Consider the following 24,417-nt stretch of genomic DNA (forward strand, 5'->3'; position numbering starts at 1 on the left):
TTCCAAAATCTAAAAATTTTAATAAAAATACTTTTCCATATTAAAATAATGTATTTTCCCAGACTTATCAATCAAAAATCCTGAAATTTCCATTTCGCAAGACAACTTTTCCATAATTTCATAAAATCCTTCAGGTGTCTGATTATAAAGCCCCGTTGAAATAATATCACCAAAAAAGGCATTTTCTGTAATTACTCCAACTTGCTTATTTTGAGATGGAAAACCTGTTTTGGGGCTTATTATATGCCTATATTTTTCATTATTTATCATAAGATTGGAAGTCGAATAACTCATATTTTTTATTTTTATTTCAAACAAGTCATTATCTCCATTTCCAGAATATTCATATTTCGTTATTCTAACAGGCATTCCATTTATATTTCTCAATACCTCTTTTTCATCTTCAGGATTTTCAGCGATAATTCCCCATTCATCAATAGCAATAATACTGCTCCCGCCAGCATTTACAATTGCGTCCTTTATCCCAATTTTTACACGATTTCTCTTTTTGTCAATAATAATTTTCTTATAATCCACAAGTCTTTTTACTTTTTTTATTTTTTCAAAATATGGCAAAACGGGATTTTGTTTATAAAATCCCCAAAGTCTTATGAGAGGCATTATTGTAATATCATATTCTCCACCAATAATTTTTGACAAATGAATAACTTTTCTTAAAATCTCAACAGTTTCAATATCAACTTTTACAAAATACCCGCTATTTTTATTAATTTTATCAATATATGAATTTTCTGAGTAGGAATTATAGCTTTTATTCACCTCTTCCAAAATTCCAAACAAATCATCAAAAACTGAATCATCATAAATTTCAGGTATTTTTATTTTTATATCTGAATGAAATAAAAAACGCACTTGAACCTTATACATCATATTTTTTACCTATTTTCCACTTGATGAACTAGTATTTTCACTTTCTTTACCTTTATTTGGCGTATTTAATTTAAACTGACTTTCAACATCTTTATTTTTATCAATCTTCAGTTGCCCTTCTTCATTTTGCTGTATTTTTTTTGTATTTTCAGGATTATTTTTTTTATTCTGACTATTGTCAGCCTTTTTATTTCCTGTTTCATTTGAAAGTTTTTGCGGTGCATTATTTACTGGCTTATTTGTCTGCTGAACAGATTTTGCTTCTGCCACTGGTTTCTTATCTTCAGGATTTGCCTTATTTTGATTATTTTTAGCTGGCGGAACAGTTTTTTCGACAGTTTTTCCTCCTTTAGATGATGTCGTCTTTTCACTCACCTTACTTTCTTTTGAATTTCTGCCTGCTGACGAAGTGGCTTTTTCACTAGCCTTTCCCTCTACCGTAGTTTTACCTTTATTATTATCTATAAATTGTCTATAATTTCCAAAAGCAACTAATGAAACTGCTCCTAAAAATAATATTATCTTTTTTTTATTAGTCAATTTTCTTCTCCTTAATACTTTTTTTTAATCTGAATTATAGAATTTCAGCCATATAACATGCTAAACTTAATATACGATCAGGAATTTCCTTTAATTTTAAAGGTTCTATGCTCTGATTTTGAATACCTTCTGAAATATTCTCATATTGAATTGAAACATTACCTTTAAAAAATAATATCTTGTCTATCTTTGATATTTTTGCATATTCTTTTGGAGAAAATGAATCTGTCATAATAACAATTTTTATATTTGCATTTTTATCATAATAATGAGTTCCATATATTAATCCATCATTTCCATAGCTCATTTCAAAGTTCAGTTTTAAATTTTGTTTTCGTAATTCTTTTATGCTGAATTCCTTTCCATTATAATCTATAATTTCTATATTTTCCTGATTTTTTTCCGTCAATTTACAAACTGGCATGTCTACTTGTTTTATTGGCTGAGAATATTTATTCTTCTTAAAATATTTTTTCCAGTATTCCTGTTCATCATCAGGTATTTCAGGAAAATATAAAAGATTTACATAAGTGCCTTCGCTTAATTTATATTCTTTTCCGTTAATTATCTCAAAAGTTCCGTTTTCCGTATATCTAAATGTATTTATTATTTTATTCTCGCTGTCAATTTCCTTCCAGATAAGCAGTATTGCATATTTCTGCATAACAGGATTTTTTACAAAGACTTCCTGCCATTTTTCAGTTTCCCATCTTCTTTGAGTAAAAAAAGATTTTAGTAAACTGTCATTTTGAACTAATGATATTGCCCTTAATTGTTTCTTTATATATTTTAACTCTTTCTTACATTTTTCAAGTTCACCATTGCTGCTGTTTCTTTTTTTATTTGTTCTTGGAAAACTTCTCATAGTTCTCCCGGCTTCATCACAGAGAAGAATTTTTTGAGGCTCCTCTTCAATTTCAAGCACTGCCTTTATTTTCTTTTCCCCATAATTAAAAATTTTTGTCCTGTCCATTCCAAAGCCAAAATCTGGAACTAAAATATCATTTAGTTCATCTCTGGAAATCCCTTCTCTTTCTGCAATCATGCCTAATGCCTCATCTGCGGCAATTCTAATTCTCTTGTCCTTATAATTTAAACTAAACCCGTTTAGAAGTATCCCTATTTCCTTAACTTCCTTTCGCAAGGTCAAAACTCTTATTCCATAAGCGGCAAGCGCAATTTTATTATACTCGCTTACAAGCATATCAACTATATTTATCATCTCATATATCTGTTCCAGGCTTGCAGTTCTTATTAACGGTACAAAAAGATTTTTATACTTAGGATTAAATTTATGAACCTTCCATCTTTCAAATATTTTTTCTATAAATTTTCTTAAATCTTCCTTTTGCGCCACTTCCTCAATTTTGTTGCAAATATCGAGGCTTTTTATATCCTTTGACAATATGTATTCTGAAATATAATACTTCATCAAGCTAGATGGCATTCTCCTGTCTTCATCCTTCACTCTTATCGAGTTATAGTCAACTTCTGTACTAAATACTGCATTTTCCTCATGTTTTTCAAGACACAGACTATCTGCATACTTAATAATGTCCTTTGCATCTTCAAGACCTTCTATTCCCTCCTGAGCCTTAATATTTTTCCAGTGCTTAATAAGATTACCGGCAACATGCTCAACAGAGTCAATTTGACTTTTAGAAATTTTTTCTATTTTAAGTCTCACTTCTTCATTATCCATTTGATTTTTCAAGATTTCTTTAATTTTATCTCTTACAGTTTTATCAGACTTCATCAATAACTCAGGCAGCTGCGCATAATCAAACCCGTTATTCTCTGAATATAGAATATTTACATACTTTTCAATAATCTTGCCTGGTATCTCATCATTTTTAAAACTTTCATACAATTCTTTTTCATGTTCATGTAAAAATTCAATCCAAATTTTATTATTTTCATTATTATCCCCTGTTTTCTCAATATATTCAAAATATTTTTCATTAATAAAGCTGATTGGCAAATTGTAAGCCCACAATTCATCCATTACTTGTTTTAGATCATTCATTCCATAAACTATGCTATATTTAATAAAAATATCCTTAAATATATTTACTCTTTTCACACATCTTGTCAAAAGCTGAAAAATCTTTTGATACATATTTGAATATTTTAAAAGTGAAAATATTATTTTGCTCTTTTTATTTAAAATAATTGCCGCCTTGTTTCCTTGGCAACTTACAGAAATGTCCTCCCAATTAATATCATTTTTTTGTAAAAAATCCAAGTTTCTGAAACTTGGCGGATTCCATTCCCATGCTTTCATTTCAAACAGTCTTTTCAGACGGTTAACCAGTATATTTTCAGATTTTCTTAGCAATTCATTTTTCTCATCTTCACCAATCAAGTTTTCTCTTATGAAAAAATGTAATAAAAACGAATATTCCAATCTGTTTTCATTTAAATTATAATATAAAATTTCCTTTGTATTCTCTAAATTCTCCTTAATTGTATCTTGAAACAACTTATACATTATCTCAGAATTTCTAAGATTTTCAAAAACAGTATTAGATCCATAATTTACAAGAAGATAAATTTTCTGTCCTTGAGAAAAATCATATTTCTCAAAATTTTCCGTTATTTTTCTGAACATTCTATTACGATAGCTGTAATTATTATTTGTCGGCGAAAATTCTATCCCTGAAAACATGACAAATAATTTGATTCCTTCAGTAATAACATCTGAAATTTTGCTATTTTCTATTATAATCTCATAAAATCTTTTTTCAAGATATTTTCTCGCTTCTCCAAATTCAAGCATTTCCATACTTTCAAAATGTCTTCTGAAATTTCCGCTATCCAAATATTTCTCAAAAATTTCATTTATGCCAGTTTTATTAATTTTACTCGCAATATAGCCTGTAAAAATATTATCCAGCGCTTCTATTTCCTCTTCGCTTTTTTCTTCACCCTTATTTATAGCCTCAACATTTTTAACGATTATTAATACTCCTAATTTCATCAAAAAGTTATTTGAATACATTTTATAATTTTGAATATATTCATCTGCCAAATCTCCAAAATAATCAAGAAAATATTTACAGTTATTCCAAAAAATTTCCTTGCTTTTAATTTCTGAATTATTTTCAAAATCTCTTTTTACAAATTCACAGGAAAAGCCTAAAATTTTATAAATTTTGTATTTTAATGGAAAATTTGTAAACTGGTAACTTAATTCATCAGGAAAATGTTCATACATATATTTAAAATATCTAATAATTATTTTTCCTGCTTCACTTTCCAAAAATTCATCCTTTTCCATAAATTCCTTCATCTCAAGATCATTAATATAGTGTAAATCTCTCTTGTGAATATTTACGACTTTTTCTATCGATCCGTTCAAAAGATATCGAATCTCATTGCGAACATATTCCATTTTAGCAGATTCGACAAGATTCTTTATCATTTCTTCAGTCATTTTTATGTGCCTCCATCTTACAGTAAAACTATTTTATATCAAATCCGTTTAAAAAATAAACAAGATTTTATTTAATTGTTTTTTTTTTGCTATTATTTATATTTTATTAAATAAAAATATAATAACTTATTTAATATTCTTCAATTTAGTATATCACATTATTTTCTAAAAATCAAAAAAAAAAAAACTGCTATAATAAATGTATTTAAAGCCTTTTTCCATACTAAAATTTTTATTATTTAATAATAATGCTAAACTCTATTTGAAAAATAGAAATTATATTATGTTTTATTTATTTTCTAACAACAATACCTAATATTTTGCAAAGAAATTCATAACGAATCTGCTGTTTAAATAGTAAATAGCATAAAATAAAAAAAGAAAAGGGAAAAAATCCCCCTTCTTAAATAAAATACAGTTAAATAATAATCAAAATTAGTAAATCGCTCTAAATCCGATTCCACCTCTTACATTTTCACCTTTTGTATCATAGCCTGCATTTACAGTTACACCAAATCTTGTATTTTCAATTCCAAGGTTCAAATCAACTTTTCCGTTTCCACGTCTGTCATCCTTTTCACCTCTTATATTAAACCAGTCAGCCGTTGTATAACGAACTCTTGCCTTATTATTTACATCTCCAACTTTTCCAAGCTCATTTTCATAAGCAAGTCCTAATTTTGCAATGAAAGTTGTTCTGACTGCCATTGGCTGTCTGTATTTAAATTCTACTCCAACTTCAGGCTTTATAGAATAATAGTCATTTGACTTAACTTCAAGACGCATTTGCCCGCTGTCTTCTTTTATTCCGCCAAATCTTCCATATTCCATTCTCAAGCTTCCATAAGGTGAAATGCTTGTTCTTTCACTTGTTCTGATATTCTTTCTAAGCTCATTTCTAAGTCCAAGCCCGTATGTATGGAATTGTGACTTCGCTTCAAATATATCATCAACAACAAGGAATTTTCTATCCATATCACCAGTTCCTACAAATCCTTCAGCCGCAACAGTCCAATTTAGACCGTTATTATGATCTCTTCCAAGCGGTTTTGATTTATACACTCCAGCTTTTACCATAGTTTGTTCCTCTTTTGAACCTCCTATGTCGCTAAAGTCAAATTTGTTCTTAACTGCTCCTGCATACCATCCTGAAGATTCTCCCAGTTTTATAGTTTCATTTTCATTTAAATATGCAAATCCATAAGCTTTATTTGTATAATCAATGATTCCAGCAGTATCTGTCTTGTAGTTGCCTTTCATTCCAAATACTTTTATTTTGTTTGAATCTTTAGATTTTGTTTCCCATTCATTTCTCAAATATCCAAATTCTTTATTTAATAAATTACCAGTTTCAAAAATTCTTTGCTGAACATTTGCATATTGATGTCCCATCATTTCATCAATTGCTTGAACAAGTAAAGTTTCTTCACTATTTCCAATAGTATTCAACTTGTTAAATAATGTTTTTTCCCTTGAATCAAGGCTATTTACATCATATCTTTGTTCCAGTCCGTCAGTAAAGTTAAATTCATTTGAAGTTGGCAAAACAAATGCCGTATAAGGAATCTTTGTCATAAGAACACGTGTAATCTGCTGTGTTGCCGGATCTACTTCAGGCGTTGCCATCCAAGTTAACGAAGCAGAATATGGAGTAAAGTTGAATATTCCAGCATTTATCTGATTCAGGAACGGCTGCAATATTTGTTTTCCAATAATTACATTCTTAGAATTTGTAAGCACTGAAAATTCTGTTCCGATTAATAAATCACTGTTAATTCCAAGCGAAGTTGCTCCATTTACGTTAATTGGACGTGTTCTTCCCAATGTATCCACATAAACTCCAAAGTTCGAGAATGCATAGTTTACATTAGGTGCAGAATAATTTATTGTTTGAACTTGGCTGTCATTTAATATTACTCCATTTCTTTGGATTGCCAATCTTCCGTTTGGCAGCTGAACAATTCCTACTCCTCCAAGGGTTTTGCTTGGATCTTTTGGAGCATAATAATCCTGTGCCCCATTTGCAGAAGCAATTCTTCCATTTCCTGAACTCAATGCCGGCAATACATTTCCTGGAGTTGCATCAGTTCCTATCGGCAAGTCGCCTGACACTCCTTGAGAATCTGCATCATATCTGACTCCATAAGATTTCAGTCCACTTATATTGATTTCTCCATAGTTCTTGATTATAGATTTATTACTTGAAGTCCCTTTAATTAACACACCATAGCTGCTGTCTGCATCAATATCTATTTTACCGTAATTTTCAAGTGTACTTCCATTTAATACAGCAACTCCTACAAGTCCCTGAACGTTGTCATTTCCGTGATAAGAACCTGTTGTAGTAATATTACCTGTATTTACAAATTTTGCTCCATTATTTACAAATACTCCCATCATTGTCTGAACTTTATTAGAAGCTGATGCATTTGATGAATCCAAGTAAATGTTTCCAGAGTTTCTCAATGTTGTTCCCCTGTCATCTCCATACATTCCGATACCCAAGTTTTCTGTTACATAAATATCCCTTTCATTTGAAATATTTGCTCCGCCTACAGCTGCCATTCCAATTCCATAAATTATATTATTCGGATCAGACTTGTCTGTCTTTCCAATTTTAATTACTCCCCTGTTTACTGCATTAGAGGCCCCTGTAACAAGAATACCTTGATTTCCAGTTCCATGTGACAAGTCAATTATTCCATTATTTACAATATCTGCTCCATCTTTTCCGTAAATGGCAATAATCTTACCATTTGTTCCAGATGTAATTGTCGCATTATTTGTAACTTTCGATGAACCTTCTGTATAAATGAATGTTGATTCATTTCCTAAATTCACATTTGATGAAGATGAATTTGAATAAACATTTGTCTTACTCAATCCTGGATTTGCCAAAATTACACCATAAGACTTATCCCCAACATTAAAGCTTGAAGTAGTGTCTGTAATTGTAATTCCATTAGATCCATAAACTCCCACAGGCTCACTATTTGCATCCGTAGCAGTATGGTTAGCAACATTAATTACACCGCCAACATTAGCAACTCCACCTTTTTTATAAATTCCGATTGCCTTATCTGCAACATTAATCACAGAACTTCCTGCAGTTTCCACTTTTCCATTTTCACTAAGTGAATAAATTCCAAATGAAGACTCTCCAACATTAATTGTTCCACTATTCTTAACATTAATTGTTGAACTGTTTTGAGCATAAATTCCAACTGTAGAATCATTTTTAACAGAAGTTGCAGTTCTATCAACATTTATTATTCCACTATTTTCAAATGTCTGATCCGATGTCCCTTCCAAATATGCTGCAATTGAACGTTTTCCAGTAATATCAATATTTCCGCTATTTACAATCGCTTTTGCTGCACCTGATTTATTTTGAGAGAAAATTCCAATTGAATCATCACTGCTAAATTCCATATTCGCTTTATTTGTAACATTAGAATCTATCGCAACAATACCTTTTGCCTTATTAGATACACCTGTTATCTTGTTACCATCTATTACAGCGCTAGATTTATCCACATAAATTCCAGTAGAACTATTATTCAATGTCATATTATTCCATCCGCTGAATGTAGATGTTCCATTCATATAAACTCCAGTTCCACCTGCAGACACTACAATATCATTATTATTCATATGAGCTTTACTGTTAATAATGTATAACATTGGCTCTGAAGAAGTTGTCAATGTTCCAGTATTATTATAATTTAACACAGCATTATTTTCCAAATATGCCAAGCTTCCACTATTTGCAAAGTTATAATTTCCACCATTTACTGTCAATGTTGAATCATTTCCATACAATGCAAACCCTCTATTTCCAACAGTCACATCTCCAGTAGTAGTCAAATTCGTTTTATTTTTTACAAATATTCCAACAGAAGTAGAATCAACATTTCCGCTAGCATCTAACGTTGAATCTCCGATCACAATATTTCCACTATTTGTAACCGTTGCATTTGGATTATTTGAAGTTTCAGGTGCGATATAAATTCCCGCAGAACCTTTTCCTAATGTAATATCCCCTTCATTTGCCACATTTATATTTTTGCTGCTTGCTGCTGTATTTTTTGCATAAATTCCAACTGACTTATCTCCACCAGTTATGATTCCTTTATTTTCAACTTTATCAAATCCAATCGAGTAAATAGCCGATGACTCATTTCCAATCTTTATCTTAGATCCTGCTGTCGTTGTAATTGTCCCTGTATTTACAGTTCCTGCTCGTGCACCACTGTAAATTGGTGTTGAATCCCTGTAAATTCCATAAATTCCAGTTGATTTATTTCCTACAAGAATATCTTTTGAATTAAGTCCTCTTGAAGAATCAAGATACATCGCTGTACTTGTTTCGGCATTTGATAAGTCTAATTTTCCTCTATTTTCAGCATCATATCCAGATGTTCCAACCCAAGGCAATCCAGGATTACTATTACCATCTGCCATAAGTCCAATGATATTTTCAGTTGATGGTTTTGCTTCAACTGTAACCCCTGTTTGTATAATAGCTTCCCCATTTATAACATGTGAAAGAATATTTCCAGTATCAAGAGCATTTCCAATTGCAACTGTCAAATCATGTGCAGTTTCAGAACTTCCTTCAGTAACCCGTGTTCTTTCTACAGAATGCTTATTAGTAACTAATGTTCCACCATTGTCAATAATGTGTCCACCTTTTTGAGCAAAGATACCGACTCCATCTCCGCCAAATTCAATTTTTGCTCCACTTTGAAAATCAACAGTTGCACCAGTTGTTACAATTGCCCCAACTCCATTTGATCCTTTCAAATTAATTGTTGCACCACTTGCGATTGTTACTTCTGATGCTTTTGTTCCACCATTTCCAACATAGATACCAGTTCCAGCTACTTTATTATCTCCAATATTCATAGTACCTGTGTAAGTGATATTACTTGAATTTTCAGCAAATAATCCAACTCCATTTGCTCCTGTTGTAATGTTAGTCGATATTGCTTTTGGAGTTCCTAAAACCCTAGGAGTTGTTTGAGTAGCAGGAGTTCCAGGAATTCCTTGTCCATCAGTATAAATTCCAATTGCATAAAAGTCTCCTGAATTACCGCCTAATACCGAATCTCCAACTTTTATTCCTCCAGTGTAAGTTGAAATATCAGTATTCCCTTTTAATAATAATCCAATCATTCCTTTTCCTTGCGTTGAACTTCCGCTTACAAAATCAAGTGCTGGTGCATTTAACTGTGCTGGCGTTGGCAACGCTTTTCCATCGCTATCTGTTCCATCTAAGTAAACTCCAACTCCATATCCTTTAACTTCACCAATAGAACTTGATATTGTTCCATTACCTTTAATATAATAGGCAACCTGATTTTGTGAATTTTTGTTTAAATCAATTACAGCTCCTGTTCCATTTGCTGTTGCTCCTTGTGTAAGATAAATACCAACTGATGAATCAGCCTTGGTTGTCATTGTTATATTTCCTACTTGTGAAATAGTTGATTTTGGTGTGTAAATTCCAACTGTTTTTTCCGCATCTAAAGTTATAGTCCCTATATTTTTTATAGAAGAATCAGCAAGCGCTCCTGTATAAGTACCTTTCGTAACAGTATCTTCAACGTTACTAGCGAAAATTCCTGTAGATCCTTTATCTTTTAAAGTTATAATTCCTTTATTTGTTAAATCTATTTTTTTACCTGCAACACTTGCAAGCCCAAACATACCTACTGAATTTTCTTTTGCTAATTCAATATTTGCACCATTGTCATTTTCTGCTACAGCATCATCTTTAGTAAATATCCCAGTAGAATTTTTTTCTGACAAGTTAATATTTCCTTTATTTTTAACTTGTGTTCCACTACCTGTACCATACATTCCAATTACATTTTCAACTGTTCCAGAAATTTCTTTTTTATTAGTTATAACTGCACTATCAGCTGCACCCATTCCTGTGGATTTTTTTCCAGATAGAACAATTTTACCTGTATTTTCTCCAGTTGTTCCTGAATCTGTCGCATACATTCCTGTTGAATTTTCACCAACAACTTTAATTCCTTCATCAGTCGAAACATTTTTTATTTCTGATCCTGCTTTTCCAAAAATTCCAATAGATTCTTGTCCATTTACTTCTATAGTCTTATTATTTGTAACAGTAGCTTTTTCACCAAAGATTCCAACTGATTTTTCCTTTGAAGTTACAATTGTTCCACTATTATCAACTGTTAAATTTCCTTTTCCATTCGATGAAGAATTTTTAGCATAAATTCCAACCGATTCTTTCATACCGACACTTATTGTTGAACCAGCTAAGTTTGCAATATCAAGTTTCTTTGTAGCACTAGATTCCAATTCACCATAAATCCCTGCACTTCCTTTTTCAGAACTGCTTGCTGCTAAAGTAATTATCCCACTATTCTTAATTGTATGGTCTTTATCATTCTTAAATTTACCATATATTCCTGCTGATTCACTTTTTTCTACAGTAATTGTCTTGTCTGCATTATTTACAACATCACTATCACTTATATAAATTCCTGCTGATTTCTCATCTTTTGTAGTAATATTAGCATTATTAGTAACATAAGAATTATCAATTGCATAAATTCCTGCTGATTTCTCATCCTTTACATTGATTACTCCATCATTTTGAACAGTCGCTGTATCTGCCATTATTCCAACTGACTCAGCTTTTTCTACGTTGATTATACCATTAGATCTATTATTTATTAAAGCCTTTGTTTTATCATCTGTATCATTTTTTATATACATCCCTGCTGATTTCTCATCTTTTAAATTAATAGTTCCAGTATTATTCATTGTAGTTATTCCTGGTATAACAGGCGATGCAACCGATGTATCTTTAAATACATTTGCATACATCCCAATACTTTTATCTTTTTCAGCATTAATAATTCCTGAATTATTGAGTTCATAATCTTTTACAGATGTATTTTGTGCATAAATTCCTGCTGACTCGTTTTCTTTTAAATTAATTGTACCTTTATTTGCAGCATTACTATTTTGTGTATAAATTCCTGCTGAACCTGTTTTATTCATTGTAATTTCTGCAGGAGAAACATCATTTATTATTTCAGCATCATTTATTCCCATCATTCCAGCAGATTTTCCACCTGACATTTCTATTTTCTTTTTATTAGTTGCTTTTCCGCCATCTGATAATATTCCTACTGAAGCCGAATTAGGATCGGTACTTGTCGCTAAAATATCTCCGCTATTCTCAATTTGAGAACCTTTTTTACCAAATATTCCTACTGACTTCTTACCTTCTATCGCAACTATTCCAGTAGATTCATTTGTTACTTTTGCCTTTTCAGCTAATATTCCTACCGATGAATCAGCTTTCATTGTAACTTTATATTTATTATCTATCACAAGATTATCTTTATCAGATGTTCCATTTTTACCATAAATTCCTACTGATTCTTCTGTCGCAACTTCAATTTCTCCACCAGTTTCATTTGTTAAAGTTAATTTACCAGTTGCAGAACTATCTAATTCTCCATAAATTCCTGCATTTTTGGTTTTTCCTGAACCAGTAATTTTAATATTTCCTAAATTTTTAACAGTTTTATCAGAAGTTGATGAAACTTTTGAAAATATTCCAGCTGATTTTTCATCTTCTGTAGTTATTGTTCCACTATTTGTAACATTACTATTTTCTGCATATATTCCTGCTGATGAAGCTTTTTTGACTGTAATTTTACCACCTGCATCATTTGTTAAGTTAGAATCTGCCAATCCTAAAATACCAACAGATTTAGAATCAGTCATTATTATTTTACCAGTACTTGCATTTTTACCAACACTCGCATTAGCATAAATACCCACTCCAGAAACTCTTGAAGATTCCAAAGTTCCTGCATTTTCAGCTGTAGAACTTTTATCTGTTTCATTTTCTCCTTTTGTTGCAACAAGTCCAACTTGAGTATTTGTATTTAGTTTCACACCACTTTTAATTCCTACAGTTGATCCATTATTAGCAGACAAAACTGAAGTTGAATCTTTTTGACCATTACTAACAGTGTAATCCCCATCTAAAATTGCCTTTCCACTATTTCCTGCAAAAAATATAGTCGCACCTTTACCAAAATTTGTTATACTAATTTTATCTGCTGATCCATTATTTAAATATTTTTTCAAAGAAGGGCTTGTGCTATTTCCACTTACAAATCCAAATGTTGAATTTTCACCAAGCGATACATTTAATTTTTCTCCAGTTTTTATTATAAATGTGTCATTAAATTTTTCTGAATCTGATGAATAAAGTCCAACTGCTCTATTTCCAATATTCAACACTGATCCATTCTCAAAATTAACTTTAGCCTTTCCATCAGAATAAAATCCAATTGTAGTTCCATCTGTACTTTCTGCTAAATTTACTGGCGCTTTTACATTAACAACACCATCAGCACCTTGCACATAAAATCCAGTAGCATTTTTACCAATATTAATATTTCCACTATTATGATTAAACTCATAATTTCCAATAGCATAGACACCTGTATTTGTCGAACCATCTGTAGCCGCCGTACCATTGTTATTTATATTAACATTACCTGTATTTGTAAAGACTATTTTTTGATTGCTGTTTTTACCATTTAAAGCAACCCCAATATTTTTCTTTTTATCTGTTGTTGTAACTTCAATAGTTCCTGAATTTGCAAATTCATCCTGTTCCCCATAAAATCCAATAGAATTTGTGGAATCTGCTTTTACATTGATTGTACCACTATTTGAAGATGTCCCTCCTTTTATCAATGCAAATCCTACAGATTTTACTCCTTCTACATTTATTTTTCCTTCATTTATACCTCTACCATAGTTAGTTTTATCTGTTCCTTGGATCATGTCATCCAATGCACCAGTAAATTTAGAATAATTTGAACTATTATTAACGACAAATCCATAATTAGTTGTCCCTTTAACTGTAATAATAGAAGTAGATTCAGCTTTTATATCTCCTGATCTTAAATAATTACGAGTTGCCTCATTAGTACCATTTACTTTTCCAGGATTTAACTCTGTCGAAGTATCTCCAACATAAGCTCCTACAGCGTTTACAGCCGTATCGTTTATATTTATTTTCCCTTTTAATTCGACAAAATTAGGTGTAGTTGCTGTTGGAAGTCCAACAGGAACACCAGTAAATACTCCAACTCCTTTGTTTGAATTTATATTTATTATCCCATCAATTTTAGCTTCTTGAATATCATGTAGTAAACCAATCGCTATACTATTTTCTCCATTTATATTTATTTTTCCTGTACTTTCATTATAAACCCCACTTTCAAATCCAGAAATATTACTATTACCAAATTCTCCACCTGGATTTACTATTTGGTTTGCAATTTGTCTTTGAGATTTCAAATCTTCATAATTTGCTTTAAATGAGTCTTTAAAAAAAGTTATAGAAAGTCCTTTATTAAACACAGTTGTAATCCCAAAACTATTTTTTCCATTTATATCTATATTTTTTTGATTAATAGCTTTCATCGCAACTTTTCCACGATTATCTAATGAATTTCTTCTTTCAATTTTTATTGGAGGAGTTGCATCCCATCCACCTGGACCTGCTTTAGGAAGCCAATTATGTGGATCTTCGGGTTTCAATTGAAAAGCTGCACTTCCACTTGCATTTAATTCAATCGTTCCATTATTTACCATTTTAGTTAAAGTTCTATTATCTGATGCATCTGGATTATTAAATCCAAAAGCAACTTGATTACTATTGTCGTCTCCCTTTTCACCTATAATTTCCCCCGTGTTAACTGCTGTAAATTCCCATTTATTCGGTGCACTACTAACATGAGTTCCTTTAACATGAGTTCCTTGAATATCAATTGCAACATTTTGACTTTTTTTTAAATAAATTTTTCCAGCCATTGTAAATGTTGTGTTGTGACTTGCTTCATCCAAAACTAATGCTCTATTATTGTCATGTGTTACATTAAATGTATACTCATCAGACATTGTTGTCCCTGTGTTATCACCACTAAGAGTAATATAATCGCTATTTCCAATTTCAGTTATGTTATGATTTTTAGGAATACTATTCCAACCTTTATTTTTATAATGTTTGGAATCCCCAGTTGGATCAATAGAAAAGTCTACTGGATTTATTGTTGGTGGTGTTACTGTTGGTAAATCCACTTCACTTGGTTTAGCTATCGTTAACGGAGTAATATCTGGTGGAGTTACACTAATATTGATATTTGGTGTTTTTGGTGGTGTTATACCCAATGTAACCTGTGGTGCTTCCAAAGTAATATTTATATTTGGTGCTCCAATTGCTTTTGGTTCACTTGGAGCAACTGGATTTTTTATATCAATATTAATTGGTTTAACATTTGGAAATGTAATATTTGGTGCTGTTATTGGCTCAGTCACCTTCAAATTAATATTCGGACGCACTACTTCCCTTGGCATATCAATTTTTGGATTTATTGCAATTTCCTCTTTTGATACTGATTTTGGACGTACGTTTGCCATTATCTGGATTTCCACTTCTGGCTCTTGAACATGAAGCAATGAAGCTAATCCGTAAGACTGCTTTCCTATTGTGGAAGTGCTAAGTGAAGAAGTCATGTAACTTTTTCTTCTGTTTGACAAAATCCCAGTATCTGCCCAGTTACCACGGTTATAAATGCTGTTAAACGAATATTTCTCAGCTTTGTCGCCTCTTCCTTTATAAGTACCGTTATTGCTTGATATAAAGGTATTTGCACCGAATTGCCATGATTGCCATGGAGATTTTACGACCTGATCTCCTTGTTCCATTAACTGGATTAATTCCAAGTTCAAGTCTTCTATCGCCTCTTCGTTTGCCTTTTTCTTTTTCTTAATCGCAGTACGTGTCTTATCTGCCGACATTACCAGCTCTTTATTTAATCGCTCATAAAGCACGTTTGAAGATGTATTTAACCCAATTGAAAAAGTTATCATTCCCGTTATCAAGTATGAAAACAGCAATGATTCTGTATATTTTACATCTTTTGCTCTTTTGGCAAATGCTTTTAGATCTTTCTTTGCCTGTCTTAAATTGTTACTCATAAACTTCTCCTTTTTATTTTTTTTAATTAGTTATTTATAAAAGCCTAAAAATTCAATAAACACTGTATTTTTTACGCTTAATTTCCCTGTTTTTTCCATTCTTCTGCAAATATTACGATTATTATTCAATCTTTATTGCTTTTATAGTATCCTAATTTTTTTATAATTTTAATTTTTATAACAAAACCTATTTCATAAAACCATAATCAACCTGCAAAACTCCATATTTTTTTTATTATTTTTTGTATAAATTACAATTTGAATATACTTTTAATCTGAACTTATTACATTATATCATTTTTTTATTTTCATTACAATATATTTATTTATAATATTTTATTAAGCCTTATTTATTAATTGCATTATTTTTTAATTATAAAATCAATAAAAAATCCCTCCAAATATATTATTTAGAGAGATTTTATGAGCGAGATTTAATCAAAATATGAGAAAATTATTTTTCTATCAAACTGCTTCCATCCATTTCAGCAGGTTTTTCCAATCCTAAAAGTTCTAACATTGTAGGTGCAATATCAGCTAATTTTCCACCTTTTCTTAATTTAGCATCTTTCATGTCGTTTGAAATGAAGATGAATGGAACAGGATTTACAGTGTGAGCTGTATGAGGTTCTCCTGTTTCTGGATTTACTAATAAATCAGCATTTCCGTGATCTGCAGTTATAAATAATGCTCCGTCCATTTCTAGCACTTTTCTTACAATTTGTCCTAAGCAATTATCCACAGCTTGACAAGCTTCAATTACTGCCTGTACATTTCCTGTATGTCCAACCATGTCAGGATTTGCAAAGTTTAAGATAACTGTGTCAACTTTTCCTGTATTTAATTCTTCGATTAATCTGTCTTTTACTTTGTAAGCGCTCATTTCTGGCTGCAAGTCATAAGTTGCAACTTTTGGTGAATCAGAAAGCAATCTGATTTCTCCTGGATAAGGTTCTTCTTTTCCACCGTTGAAGAAGAATGTAACATGTGCATATTTTTCAGTTTCTGCTGTTCTTACTTGAATTAATCCAGCTTTTGAAACAACTTCCCCAAAGCAGTTTACTATTTTTTCAGGTGGGAAAGCGATTGGCGAATCAAATGATGCATCATATTGAGCCATTGTAACAAAGTTTACTTTAGGATAAACTTTTCTGTCAAATCCTTTAAATTCTGGATCAACAAATATTCTTGTAAGCTGTCTTGCTCTATCTGGTCTGAAGTTTGCAAAAATTACTCCATCTCCATCTTTGATTAATCCATTGTCTTTTGAACCAATTTTAACAGGAACTACAAATTCATCAGTTACACCTTTTGCATAAGACGCTTTGATTGCTTCATCAGCAGTTGGGTAAACTTCTCCATCTCCGATAGTCAACGCATCGTAAGCTAATTTTTCTCTGTCCCAGTTGTTATCTCTGTCCATTCCATAATATCTTCCAATTACAGTTGCGATTTTTCCAACGCCAATTTTATCCAAGCCTTCTTGCAACTGAGCCAAATAATTTACTCCGCTTTCAGGCGCTGTATCCCTTCCATCTGTAATAGGGTGAACATAAACTTCTGTAAGTCCCTTTTTAGCTGCCATGTCAACTAATCCAATAATATGGTCAATGTGACAGTGAACTCCACCATCAGATGCAAGTCCTAAGATATGAAGAGCTTTACCATTATTTTTAGTTGTGTCCATCACATTTGCTAAAACTTCGTTTTCTAAAATTGAACCATCGTTAATTGCTTTTGAAATTTTTGGAAGCATTTGGAAAACTGTTCTTCCTGCTCCAATATTTGTATGTCCAACTTCAGAGTTTCCAAATTGTCCGTCTGGAAGCCCAACATGTCCTCCATCAGCACGAAGTTCTGTAAAAGGATATTCTTTTTTATATCTCTCAAAATTTAATGGTTTTGCCATTTTAATCCCATTAACTTGATCGTCGTGGTGATTCATTCCCCAACCATCTAAAATTACTAAAACTACAGGTCTTTTTTTCATCTTAATTGTCCTTTCAAATTAATATATTAAATTTCACTTGCTAACTTACTACATTTATTATACTAATTTTTTCACAAATTTTCAAGAAATTATGTGTTTTATTTTTATATTTTTTACACTAGCAGCTTAGTGAACTACTCCCGCTTTTAGAAGCCGGAGACTTCTTGCTATCTTTTGTTAAAGCAAATAAAAAATAAAAATTATTTTGTATTCTAGTGAAAACAACTTGATTTTTATTGAAAAAAATGATAATATATTATGTAGTTTGCACATATTTAAATTATGTGGCATTTTATTAAATAAAGAGAAATCATTGAAAGGAGAAGCATAAATGGCACACTCAAAAGCGTCTAAAAAAAGAGTTTTCATTGGTGAAAGAAATGCAGCTAGAAACCAAGCTATTAGAAGCAGAACTAGAACTTTCGTTAAAAAAGTGCTTGCCGCTGTTGAAGCTAAAAATGTCGACGAAGCTAAATCAGCATTAAGCGCAGCATACAAAGAATTAGATAAAGCTGTAACAAAAGGTGTTATCAAGAAAAACGCCGCATCAAGAAAAAAATCAAGACTTACATTAAAAGTTAATTCATTGGCAAATTAATTTTTTGCCACTGATTGATTTTAAAAAAATTTTTTTAAGATTAATGAAAAAAAGACTATCCTATTTTTAAGGTAGTCTTTTTATTATATACTCGAACCCATTTAAAATATAACTGTTAAAAATTATATAAAACTAGAGTTTGAGTAAAATAGTTATAACTTTTGAGTTCAGTTTTAAGGCAGTTTTACTATACATATAATTTTTGAACAACTAATTATACAATTTTAATCATTTTTTCTAAAAAGTTCCCTTACTCGCAAATTATTTTTTCTCGCTTTTAAAATCCAAGAAATCGATCCTTGTACAAAATACAAAATTCTTAGCCAATTTGGATTTATATAAATATCTTCATCACTTTTCAAATTTAAAATATTGTCAGAAAATTTTTCTAATGCTATACCTAAATTTTTCAGAGGTCCTTTACCCAATTTACATTTTTTCAAATATGGCAACAATTCTCCTGCACCCACGCCAACTCCTTGCCCCCATTTTGCCTGAACCTTCTCACACCAGTTCTTCATCTGCAGAATTGCTAAATGATTTTGTTTTCCTTCATAAAATCCATTATTAACCACACAATAAATTTTACTTCCAGACTTTATAACTTTTTCCTTCTCAAATTCTACAAGTAATTTCAGCAGATTGGATGGAATTCCATCAACATATAAAGGAAAAAGAAATATTAAAACATCGCTATTATAGATTTCATTTTTAATTTTATCATTTAACTTAAAAGAAATTGAATAATATTTTTTTATTTCATTTTCTTTAAGTAAAGACGAAAGATAGTTTCTTAATATTTCAGAATTACTTTTAACTGCTTTTGGACTTCCATTTATTACAGTGATTTTCATATTTTATCATTCTCCCTGATCTTCTAAAAAAGAAACCTTAAAATTTTTTGTATTTAAATTCACACTATTAGCCTTTACTATTTCTTTAGCCGCCATTTTTTCACTTTGTGTCAAATTTTCTCCATAAAAATATACATTTAAATCAAATCTCGTTTTATTTCGTGCGATATGATGCATTTCCTTATTCTTAAATTTAAAAAATGGCAACAAATATGGAATTGTCCTATCCAGCACATTTTTTACAAACGGACTATAAGAACCATAGACACATTGACTTATAATCACAACTTTGTCTGATTTTGAATATAATTTTGCTAAATTTTCATATCCATCCCTAATTTTACATTTCCCAGGAGTTTTAATCCAGCATTCAAAGCACCCCATGCAGCTTTTAATTTTATTATTATCACAAATTATAAACATATCTTCATCAGCTATTATTTTCTTTTTATTTATACTTTCTTTTATTTTATCTATAATTTTTTCTTTTTTTTCAATTTTCCACTTCAAATTTTTCAATTTTTCATTATTTAAATCATGTATAACCAATTCCATATTTCTCACCTTATTTAAGATTTAAACTCATATAGCATAACAACTTTAAAATTTCATTTTAATATTACTTTACTATACAAACTGATTTTATTATCTCTTCTATTTTTTCTTCCCAAATTTCAGAATATGTTATATCATTCATAATCATTATTGTTACTAATCCCTGTACTAATGCCCACATTGCTATAATTTTATCTTGCATAGCCTGATTTGGCACTCCCATTTTTTCAAGTATTTTTATCGCCTCGATTTTTAATATACTAAAGGCTTTTTCGTTATTATTTTCTATTTCTGAAAACTTTGAAAATAAATCTATTTTCATATTTTTTCTTGAAATCATAAAATGATAATATCTGTGATTCTCACAAAAAAACATAACGTATGTTTTTCCTAATTTTACCAGTAAATTCTCTTGATTTTCATATTTTTTCCTTGTTCTATCAAGTTCCGCCGCCAATATTCCCCATATATAATCGCTCATTGCGTAAAGCAAATCACTTTTTTTCTTAAAGTATGTATATGGTGCCGCATTACTTACCCCGCACATTTTAGCTACTTTTCTTAAAGATAATTTTTCTTCTCCTTCTTCATTTATCACCTCTATCCCTTTTTCAATCAATTCTTCCCGTAAATTTCCATGGTGGTAACTTTTTTTGGTTTTTTCCATATTTAAATTCCCCTAACTTTTATTATCTTATCACTGTAAAGATTATACAATTAAATCTTATCAATGTCAAGTTTGTTCAAAAATTTTTTTATTTCTATTTTTTAAATGGGATTTTAAAAATTCCTATAAAATAAAAAAGAGAGCGTCTAAATGCACCCTCTTTCGTTATTTTCTAACAATAATCAGTTTATATTAAAATTTAATTTCACAATAAGTTTTATTTCTTTACTTTTTCCACATCATCTTTCTTCTTTAAATCTTTGTCAGTTTCCTTTTCTTCCTCCTGTTTTACTCCCCAAGCCTCAGGTTTTGGCACACAAATCGGACGTCCTTCTGGCAGCATATCCCATATTTTTTTTAATATTCCCATTAGAAATACACCTCTTTTCTGTTTGCTTTTAAATTTTATTCGTATTCTTTAATTTTTTGCTGAGATTCTATCATACTTTTCATAGAGTTGCAGTTAAAGTAGTTTTTAAGCAATCTAATTATAAATCAATTATTTAAACATCTTGGTTCAATGTTTATATTTATTCATATTTTACGATTTCTCAAATTATTTTTTTCTAAATAATGAGCAAATTTCCATAATTAACATTTCAACCCCTGTTTCCATCTCTATTTTACCAGTCTTTATCTCTCTTTCAATTTCCCAGCATCTAAAAACTAATTTTTTTAAATTTAATTTTGTATAATTTTGCTCAAGTTCCAGCTTTTTAAAAATCACATAAGAATTTGGAATTCGGTTATTGGATTTAAAAATTTCCTTTATCTCTTCAAATTCCATTTTGAAAGTATTATAATTTTTACTAAATTTTCTTCCTCGTTTTTTTAACGAACTTATTTTATACATCGTTTCAAGTTCACTGTAAAGAGAATACAAAATTCCCATATATTCCTTCTTCTGCTCCAAATATCTCATTACATCCGCTGGATTATTCAATAATATATTCCGTGTCATCTCATAAATCTGATACTCCTTTTCAACCGACACAACATTTTTTATTTTTTCAATATCAAATTTCTCTCCATTCAAAAAAACCTTAATTTTCTCCACTTCATTTCTAACTTTAAACGGATTATTTCCAATCATCTCCAGAAGCAATGCCAGATCTCTGCCATTTATTCCTAGTTCATTCACAATATAGGCCCGTATTTCCTCTTCAGTCTCCTTCTGAAACAAAAAGACTTTCATTTTCCTATTTTTTTCCAGCTCATCCAGCAACTTTTTTAACTTTGCCCCAAATTTCCCATCTTCCTTGTCATAATCAATAATAATTTCCTTATTTACTATCTCAAGATTTGCTATGTATTTCAAGATTTCCTCAATATTTTTCAGTTTTTCTGCCCTTTTTAACACAACCAGTTCCCGACTTGAAAATATCGAATTAATATTAATTTTCTCCAAAAACTGCTCATTTTCCTTTAGATCCACATCAAAAAAACTCTCACTAATCCCCACATTTTCCTTCCGTATTTTCTCCAAAATCTCGAAATACTTAAATTCCCTCTGCTTTTTCCCTCCAATAAAATAAATCATTTATTTCCTCACACTTTTAATCTAATACTAAATCCTATTTGAAAAATAGAAATTATATTTTATTTATTTCCTGACAAGGGGTCTTGACCCCTTGCATAATAGAAGTTATAATAAATCTATTATTTTAACGGGAAATAGTATAAAACCCAAAAAAATATCTTCTAATACTCATTAATTCAAATAACTAATCCTTTGGCACATCATAAATCTGACGACAAATTGGACATTCCAAATATTCTTTTCTACCACTTATTGGAAAAACTGGTATCCAAAACAAAGTAAACCAGTCACGATATTCCATAAAATTCCAGTCAGATGTGTTGTTACATCTTGTGCAATGACAGTTTTCCAATGCTCCTAAATTTTTAAATTTTCTTTTTGTTCCAAATACTAAAATCATTTTAAATAAAGTCACCTCTTAATTTTTGAGTAAAATTGCTCCCACTCCTATAAAGTGGGAGACTTTATTAATCTTCTTTTTCAACTTCCAATAATTTCAATCTCAAATCATCTTCAAGCACTTGTTCTTCAATTCCTGCAGGTGCTCCAGTCATCAAGTCTTGTCCTTTATTAGTTTTAGGGAACGGAATTACTTCTTTTATTGAATCTTCCTTCAACATTGCCATAAGCCATCTATCAATTCCGTAAGCAAGTCCTCCATGTGGTGGAACCCCATATTTCAACACTTCCAAGAAGAATCCAAATTTGTCTTCCAATTCTTCTTGACTAAATCCTAATTTTTCAAAAACTTTCGCTTGTAAATCTTCATCGTGAATTCTGATACTTCCTCCACCGATTTCATAACCATTTAAGACAATATCATATGAATCTGTCTTAATTTTTGCAAGTTCATTCGTATCAAGATATTTTCTATCTTCTTCCTTAATTGAAGTAAACGGATGGTGTTGCGCTTTATATCTATTTTCTTCTTCACTCCATTCAAACATAGGAAAATCAACTACCCATAAGAATTTAAACGCATTTTTGTCAATTAATTCCAACTCTTCTCCCAGTTTCAATCTCAACGCTCCCAATCCATCATGTACAACTTTATATTTATCAGCTAAAATTAACGCAACTTCATTATTTTTGATTCCCAATTTTTCAATAATTTGTGCCAATTTTTCTTCTGAGAAGAATTTCGCAATTGGAGAATTTATCTCTCCATTTTCATTCATTTTAATATATGCTAAACCTTTTGCTTTAAAGTAAGTTTTCACATAATCTTCCAAATCTTTAATGTATTTTCTCGAGAATTTTTCTGCATTTGGTGCAACAATCGCTTTTACATTTCCGCCATCTTTCAACGCATTTTCAAAAACGCCAAATCCACAATCAGCAGTTTCTTCAGATAAATCAATCAATTTCATATCAAATCTCAAATCTGGCTTATCTGAACCATAAAAATTCATCGCATCATCGTAGCTCATTCTTGGAAATTTTTCAGTAATTTCAATTCCTGTAACATCTTTAAATACTGTCTTTGTTAATTCTTCAGCCATTGAAATCACATCTTCTTGCTCAACAAACGACATTTCCACATCTAATTGAGTAAATTCAGGCTGTCTGTCCGCTCTCAAATCTTCATCTCTAAAACATTTTGCTAACTGATAATATTTGTCAATTCCAGAAACCATAAGTATCTGCTTAAACAATTGTGGTGATTGTGGCAATGCATAAAAATCACCTTTGTTAGTTCTACTTGGCACGATAAAATCTCTCGCACCTTCAGGTGTCGCTTTTGCCAAAATCGGAGTATCAACATCTAAAAATCCATTTTCATTCATAAATTTTCTAATCGAAAACAGCATATCGTTTCTTTTAATAATATTATTCAACATTTTCGGTCTTCTAATATCCAAATATCTATAAGTCAATCTCATATTTTCGCTAAGATTCCCAGTTTCACTAATTTCAAACGGTAACTGTTTCGCACGGCTTAAAACTTCAATTTTTTTCGCTTCAATTTCAATATCCCCAGTTGGAATATTTTTATTTTTACTACTTCTTTCAGCCACAACTCCTGTAACCTTCAAAACCCATTCATTCTTATATTTTTTAGCTTCCTCAAAAAGTTCACTCCCAGAAACTTCCTCATTCAACAAAATTTGAGTAACCCCATATCTATCCCTCAAATCAATAAACACAAAGTGACCCAAATCTCTAACTTTAGAAATCCATCCTGACAAAGTCACTTCTTCGCCAATATTTTCCATTCTTAATTCATTTAATTTATAATCTCTATACATTTTTTATCCTTTCTTTTATTTAATGATTTTATATTT

General features: G+C 30.7%; 13 protein-coding genes. 1 reads left to right on the forward strand and 12 read right to left on the reverse strand.

Translation table 11 applies throughout. The features are described from left to right. Positions 1-18: 18 nt before the first annotated feature. The 5 genes from FVE74_RS08175 to gpmI form a co-directional block, all read right to left on the reverse strand. Complete coding sequence (locus FVE74_RS08175; RefSeq protein ID WP_147004085.1) at positions 19-891, reverse strand: FAD:protein FMN transferase; 873 nt, start codon at positions 889-891, stop codon at positions 19-21. A gap of 9 nt (positions 892-900) precedes the next feature. Continuing rightward, positions 901-1,431: a hypothetical protein gene (locus FVE74_RS08180; protein ID WP_147004086.1), complete on the reverse strand. Its 531-nt coding sequence runs from the start codon at positions 1,429-1,431 to the stop codon at positions 901-903. Between the two features lie 34 nt (positions 1,432-1,465). Next, positions 1,466-4,867 carry a DUF4132 domain-containing protein gene (locus FVE74_RS08185; RefSeq protein WP_147004087.1) on the reverse strand — a complete coding sequence of 1,134 codons (3,402 nt, stop codon included), beginning with the start codon at positions 4,865-4,867 and terminating at the stop codon, positions 1,466-1,468. 435 nt (positions 4,868-5,302) lie between these two features. Beyond that, on the reverse strand, positions 5,303-15,928 hold the full coding sequence (locus FVE74_RS08190) for an autotransporter-associated N-terminal domain-containing protein (RefSeq protein ID WP_147004088.1): 10,626 nt from the start codon (positions 15,926-15,928) through the stop codon (positions 5,303-5,305). Between the two features lie 454 nt (positions 15,929-16,382). Next, complete coding sequence (gene gpmI, locus FVE74_RS08195; RefSeq protein WP_147004089.1) at positions 16,383-17,918, reverse strand: 2,3-bisphosphoglycerate-independent phosphoglycerate mutase; 1,536 nt, start codon at positions 17,916-17,918, stop codon at positions 16,383-16,385. Between the two features lie 331 nt (positions 17,919-18,249). Here gpmI and rpsT point away from each other — a divergent pair, with 331 nt between their 5' ends. Next, positions 18,250-18,516, forward strand: coding sequence for a 30S ribosomal protein S20 (gene rpsT / locus FVE74_RS08200; protein ID WP_147004090.1), 267 nt, complete (start codon positions 18,250-18,252; stop codon positions 18,514-18,516). Positions 18,517-18,740: 224 nt separating this feature from the next. On the opposite strand, the gene FVE74_RS08205 is transcribed toward rpsT, so the two are convergent. From FVE74_RS08205 to aspS, 7 genes are all read right to left on the reverse strand, one after another. Further along, positions 18,741-19,370 carry a hypothetical protein gene (locus tag FVE74_RS08205; RefSeq protein WP_147004091.1) on the reverse strand — a complete coding sequence of 210 codons (630 nt, stop codon included), beginning with the start codon at positions 19,368-19,370 and terminating at the stop codon, positions 18,741-18,743. A gap of 6 nt (positions 19,371-19,376) precedes the next feature. Further along, the gene (locus FVE74_RS08210) at positions 19,377-19,925 is read right to left on the reverse strand and encodes a flavodoxin family protein (RefSeq protein WP_147004092.1); all 549 of its coding nucleotides are present in this window, start codon (positions 19,923-19,925) and stop codon (positions 19,377-19,379) included. Positions 19,926-19,989: 64 nt separating this feature from the next. Beyond that, positions 19,990-20,592 carry a TetR/AcrR family transcriptional regulator gene (locus tag FVE74_RS08215; protein WP_147004093.1) on the reverse strand — a complete coding sequence of 201 codons (603 nt, stop codon included), beginning with the start codon at positions 20,590-20,592 and terminating at the stop codon, positions 19,990-19,992. A gap of 217 nt (positions 20,593-20,809) precedes the next feature. Beyond that, the gene (locus FVE74_RS11585) at positions 20,810-20,962 is read right to left on the reverse strand and encodes a hypothetical protein (RefSeq protein ID WP_018451519.1); all 153 of its coding nucleotides are present in this window, start codon (positions 20,960-20,962) and stop codon (positions 20,810-20,812) included. A 186-nt stretch (positions 20,963-21,148) separates the two neighbouring features. After that, a complete protein-coding gene (gene holA, locus FVE74_RS08220; protein WP_147004094.1) occupies positions 21,149-22,132 on the reverse strand; it encodes a DNA polymerase III subunit delta in 984 nt (327 codons plus the stop codon). Positions 22,133-22,316: 184 nt separating this feature from the next. Beyond that, the gene (locus FVE74_RS08225) at positions 22,317-22,532 is read right to left on the reverse strand and encodes a zinc-ribbon domain-containing protein (RefSeq protein WP_147004095.1); all 216 of its coding nucleotides are present in this window, start codon (positions 22,530-22,532) and stop codon (positions 22,317-22,319) included. A gap of 67 nt (positions 22,533-22,599) precedes the next feature. Next, positions 22,600-24,381 carry an aspartate--tRNA ligase gene (aspS, locus tag FVE74_RS08230; protein WP_147004096.1) on the reverse strand — a complete coding sequence of 594 codons (1,782 nt, stop codon included), beginning with the start codon at positions 24,379-24,381 and terminating at the stop codon, positions 22,600-22,602. Between the last annotated feature and the right edge of the window lie 36 nt (positions 24,382-24,417).

This window comes from Leptotrichia wadei, from assembly GCF_007990445.1.
Lineage (GTDB): Bacteria > Fusobacteriota > Fusobacteriia > Fusobacteriales > Leptotrichiaceae > Leptotrichia > Leptotrichia wadei_A.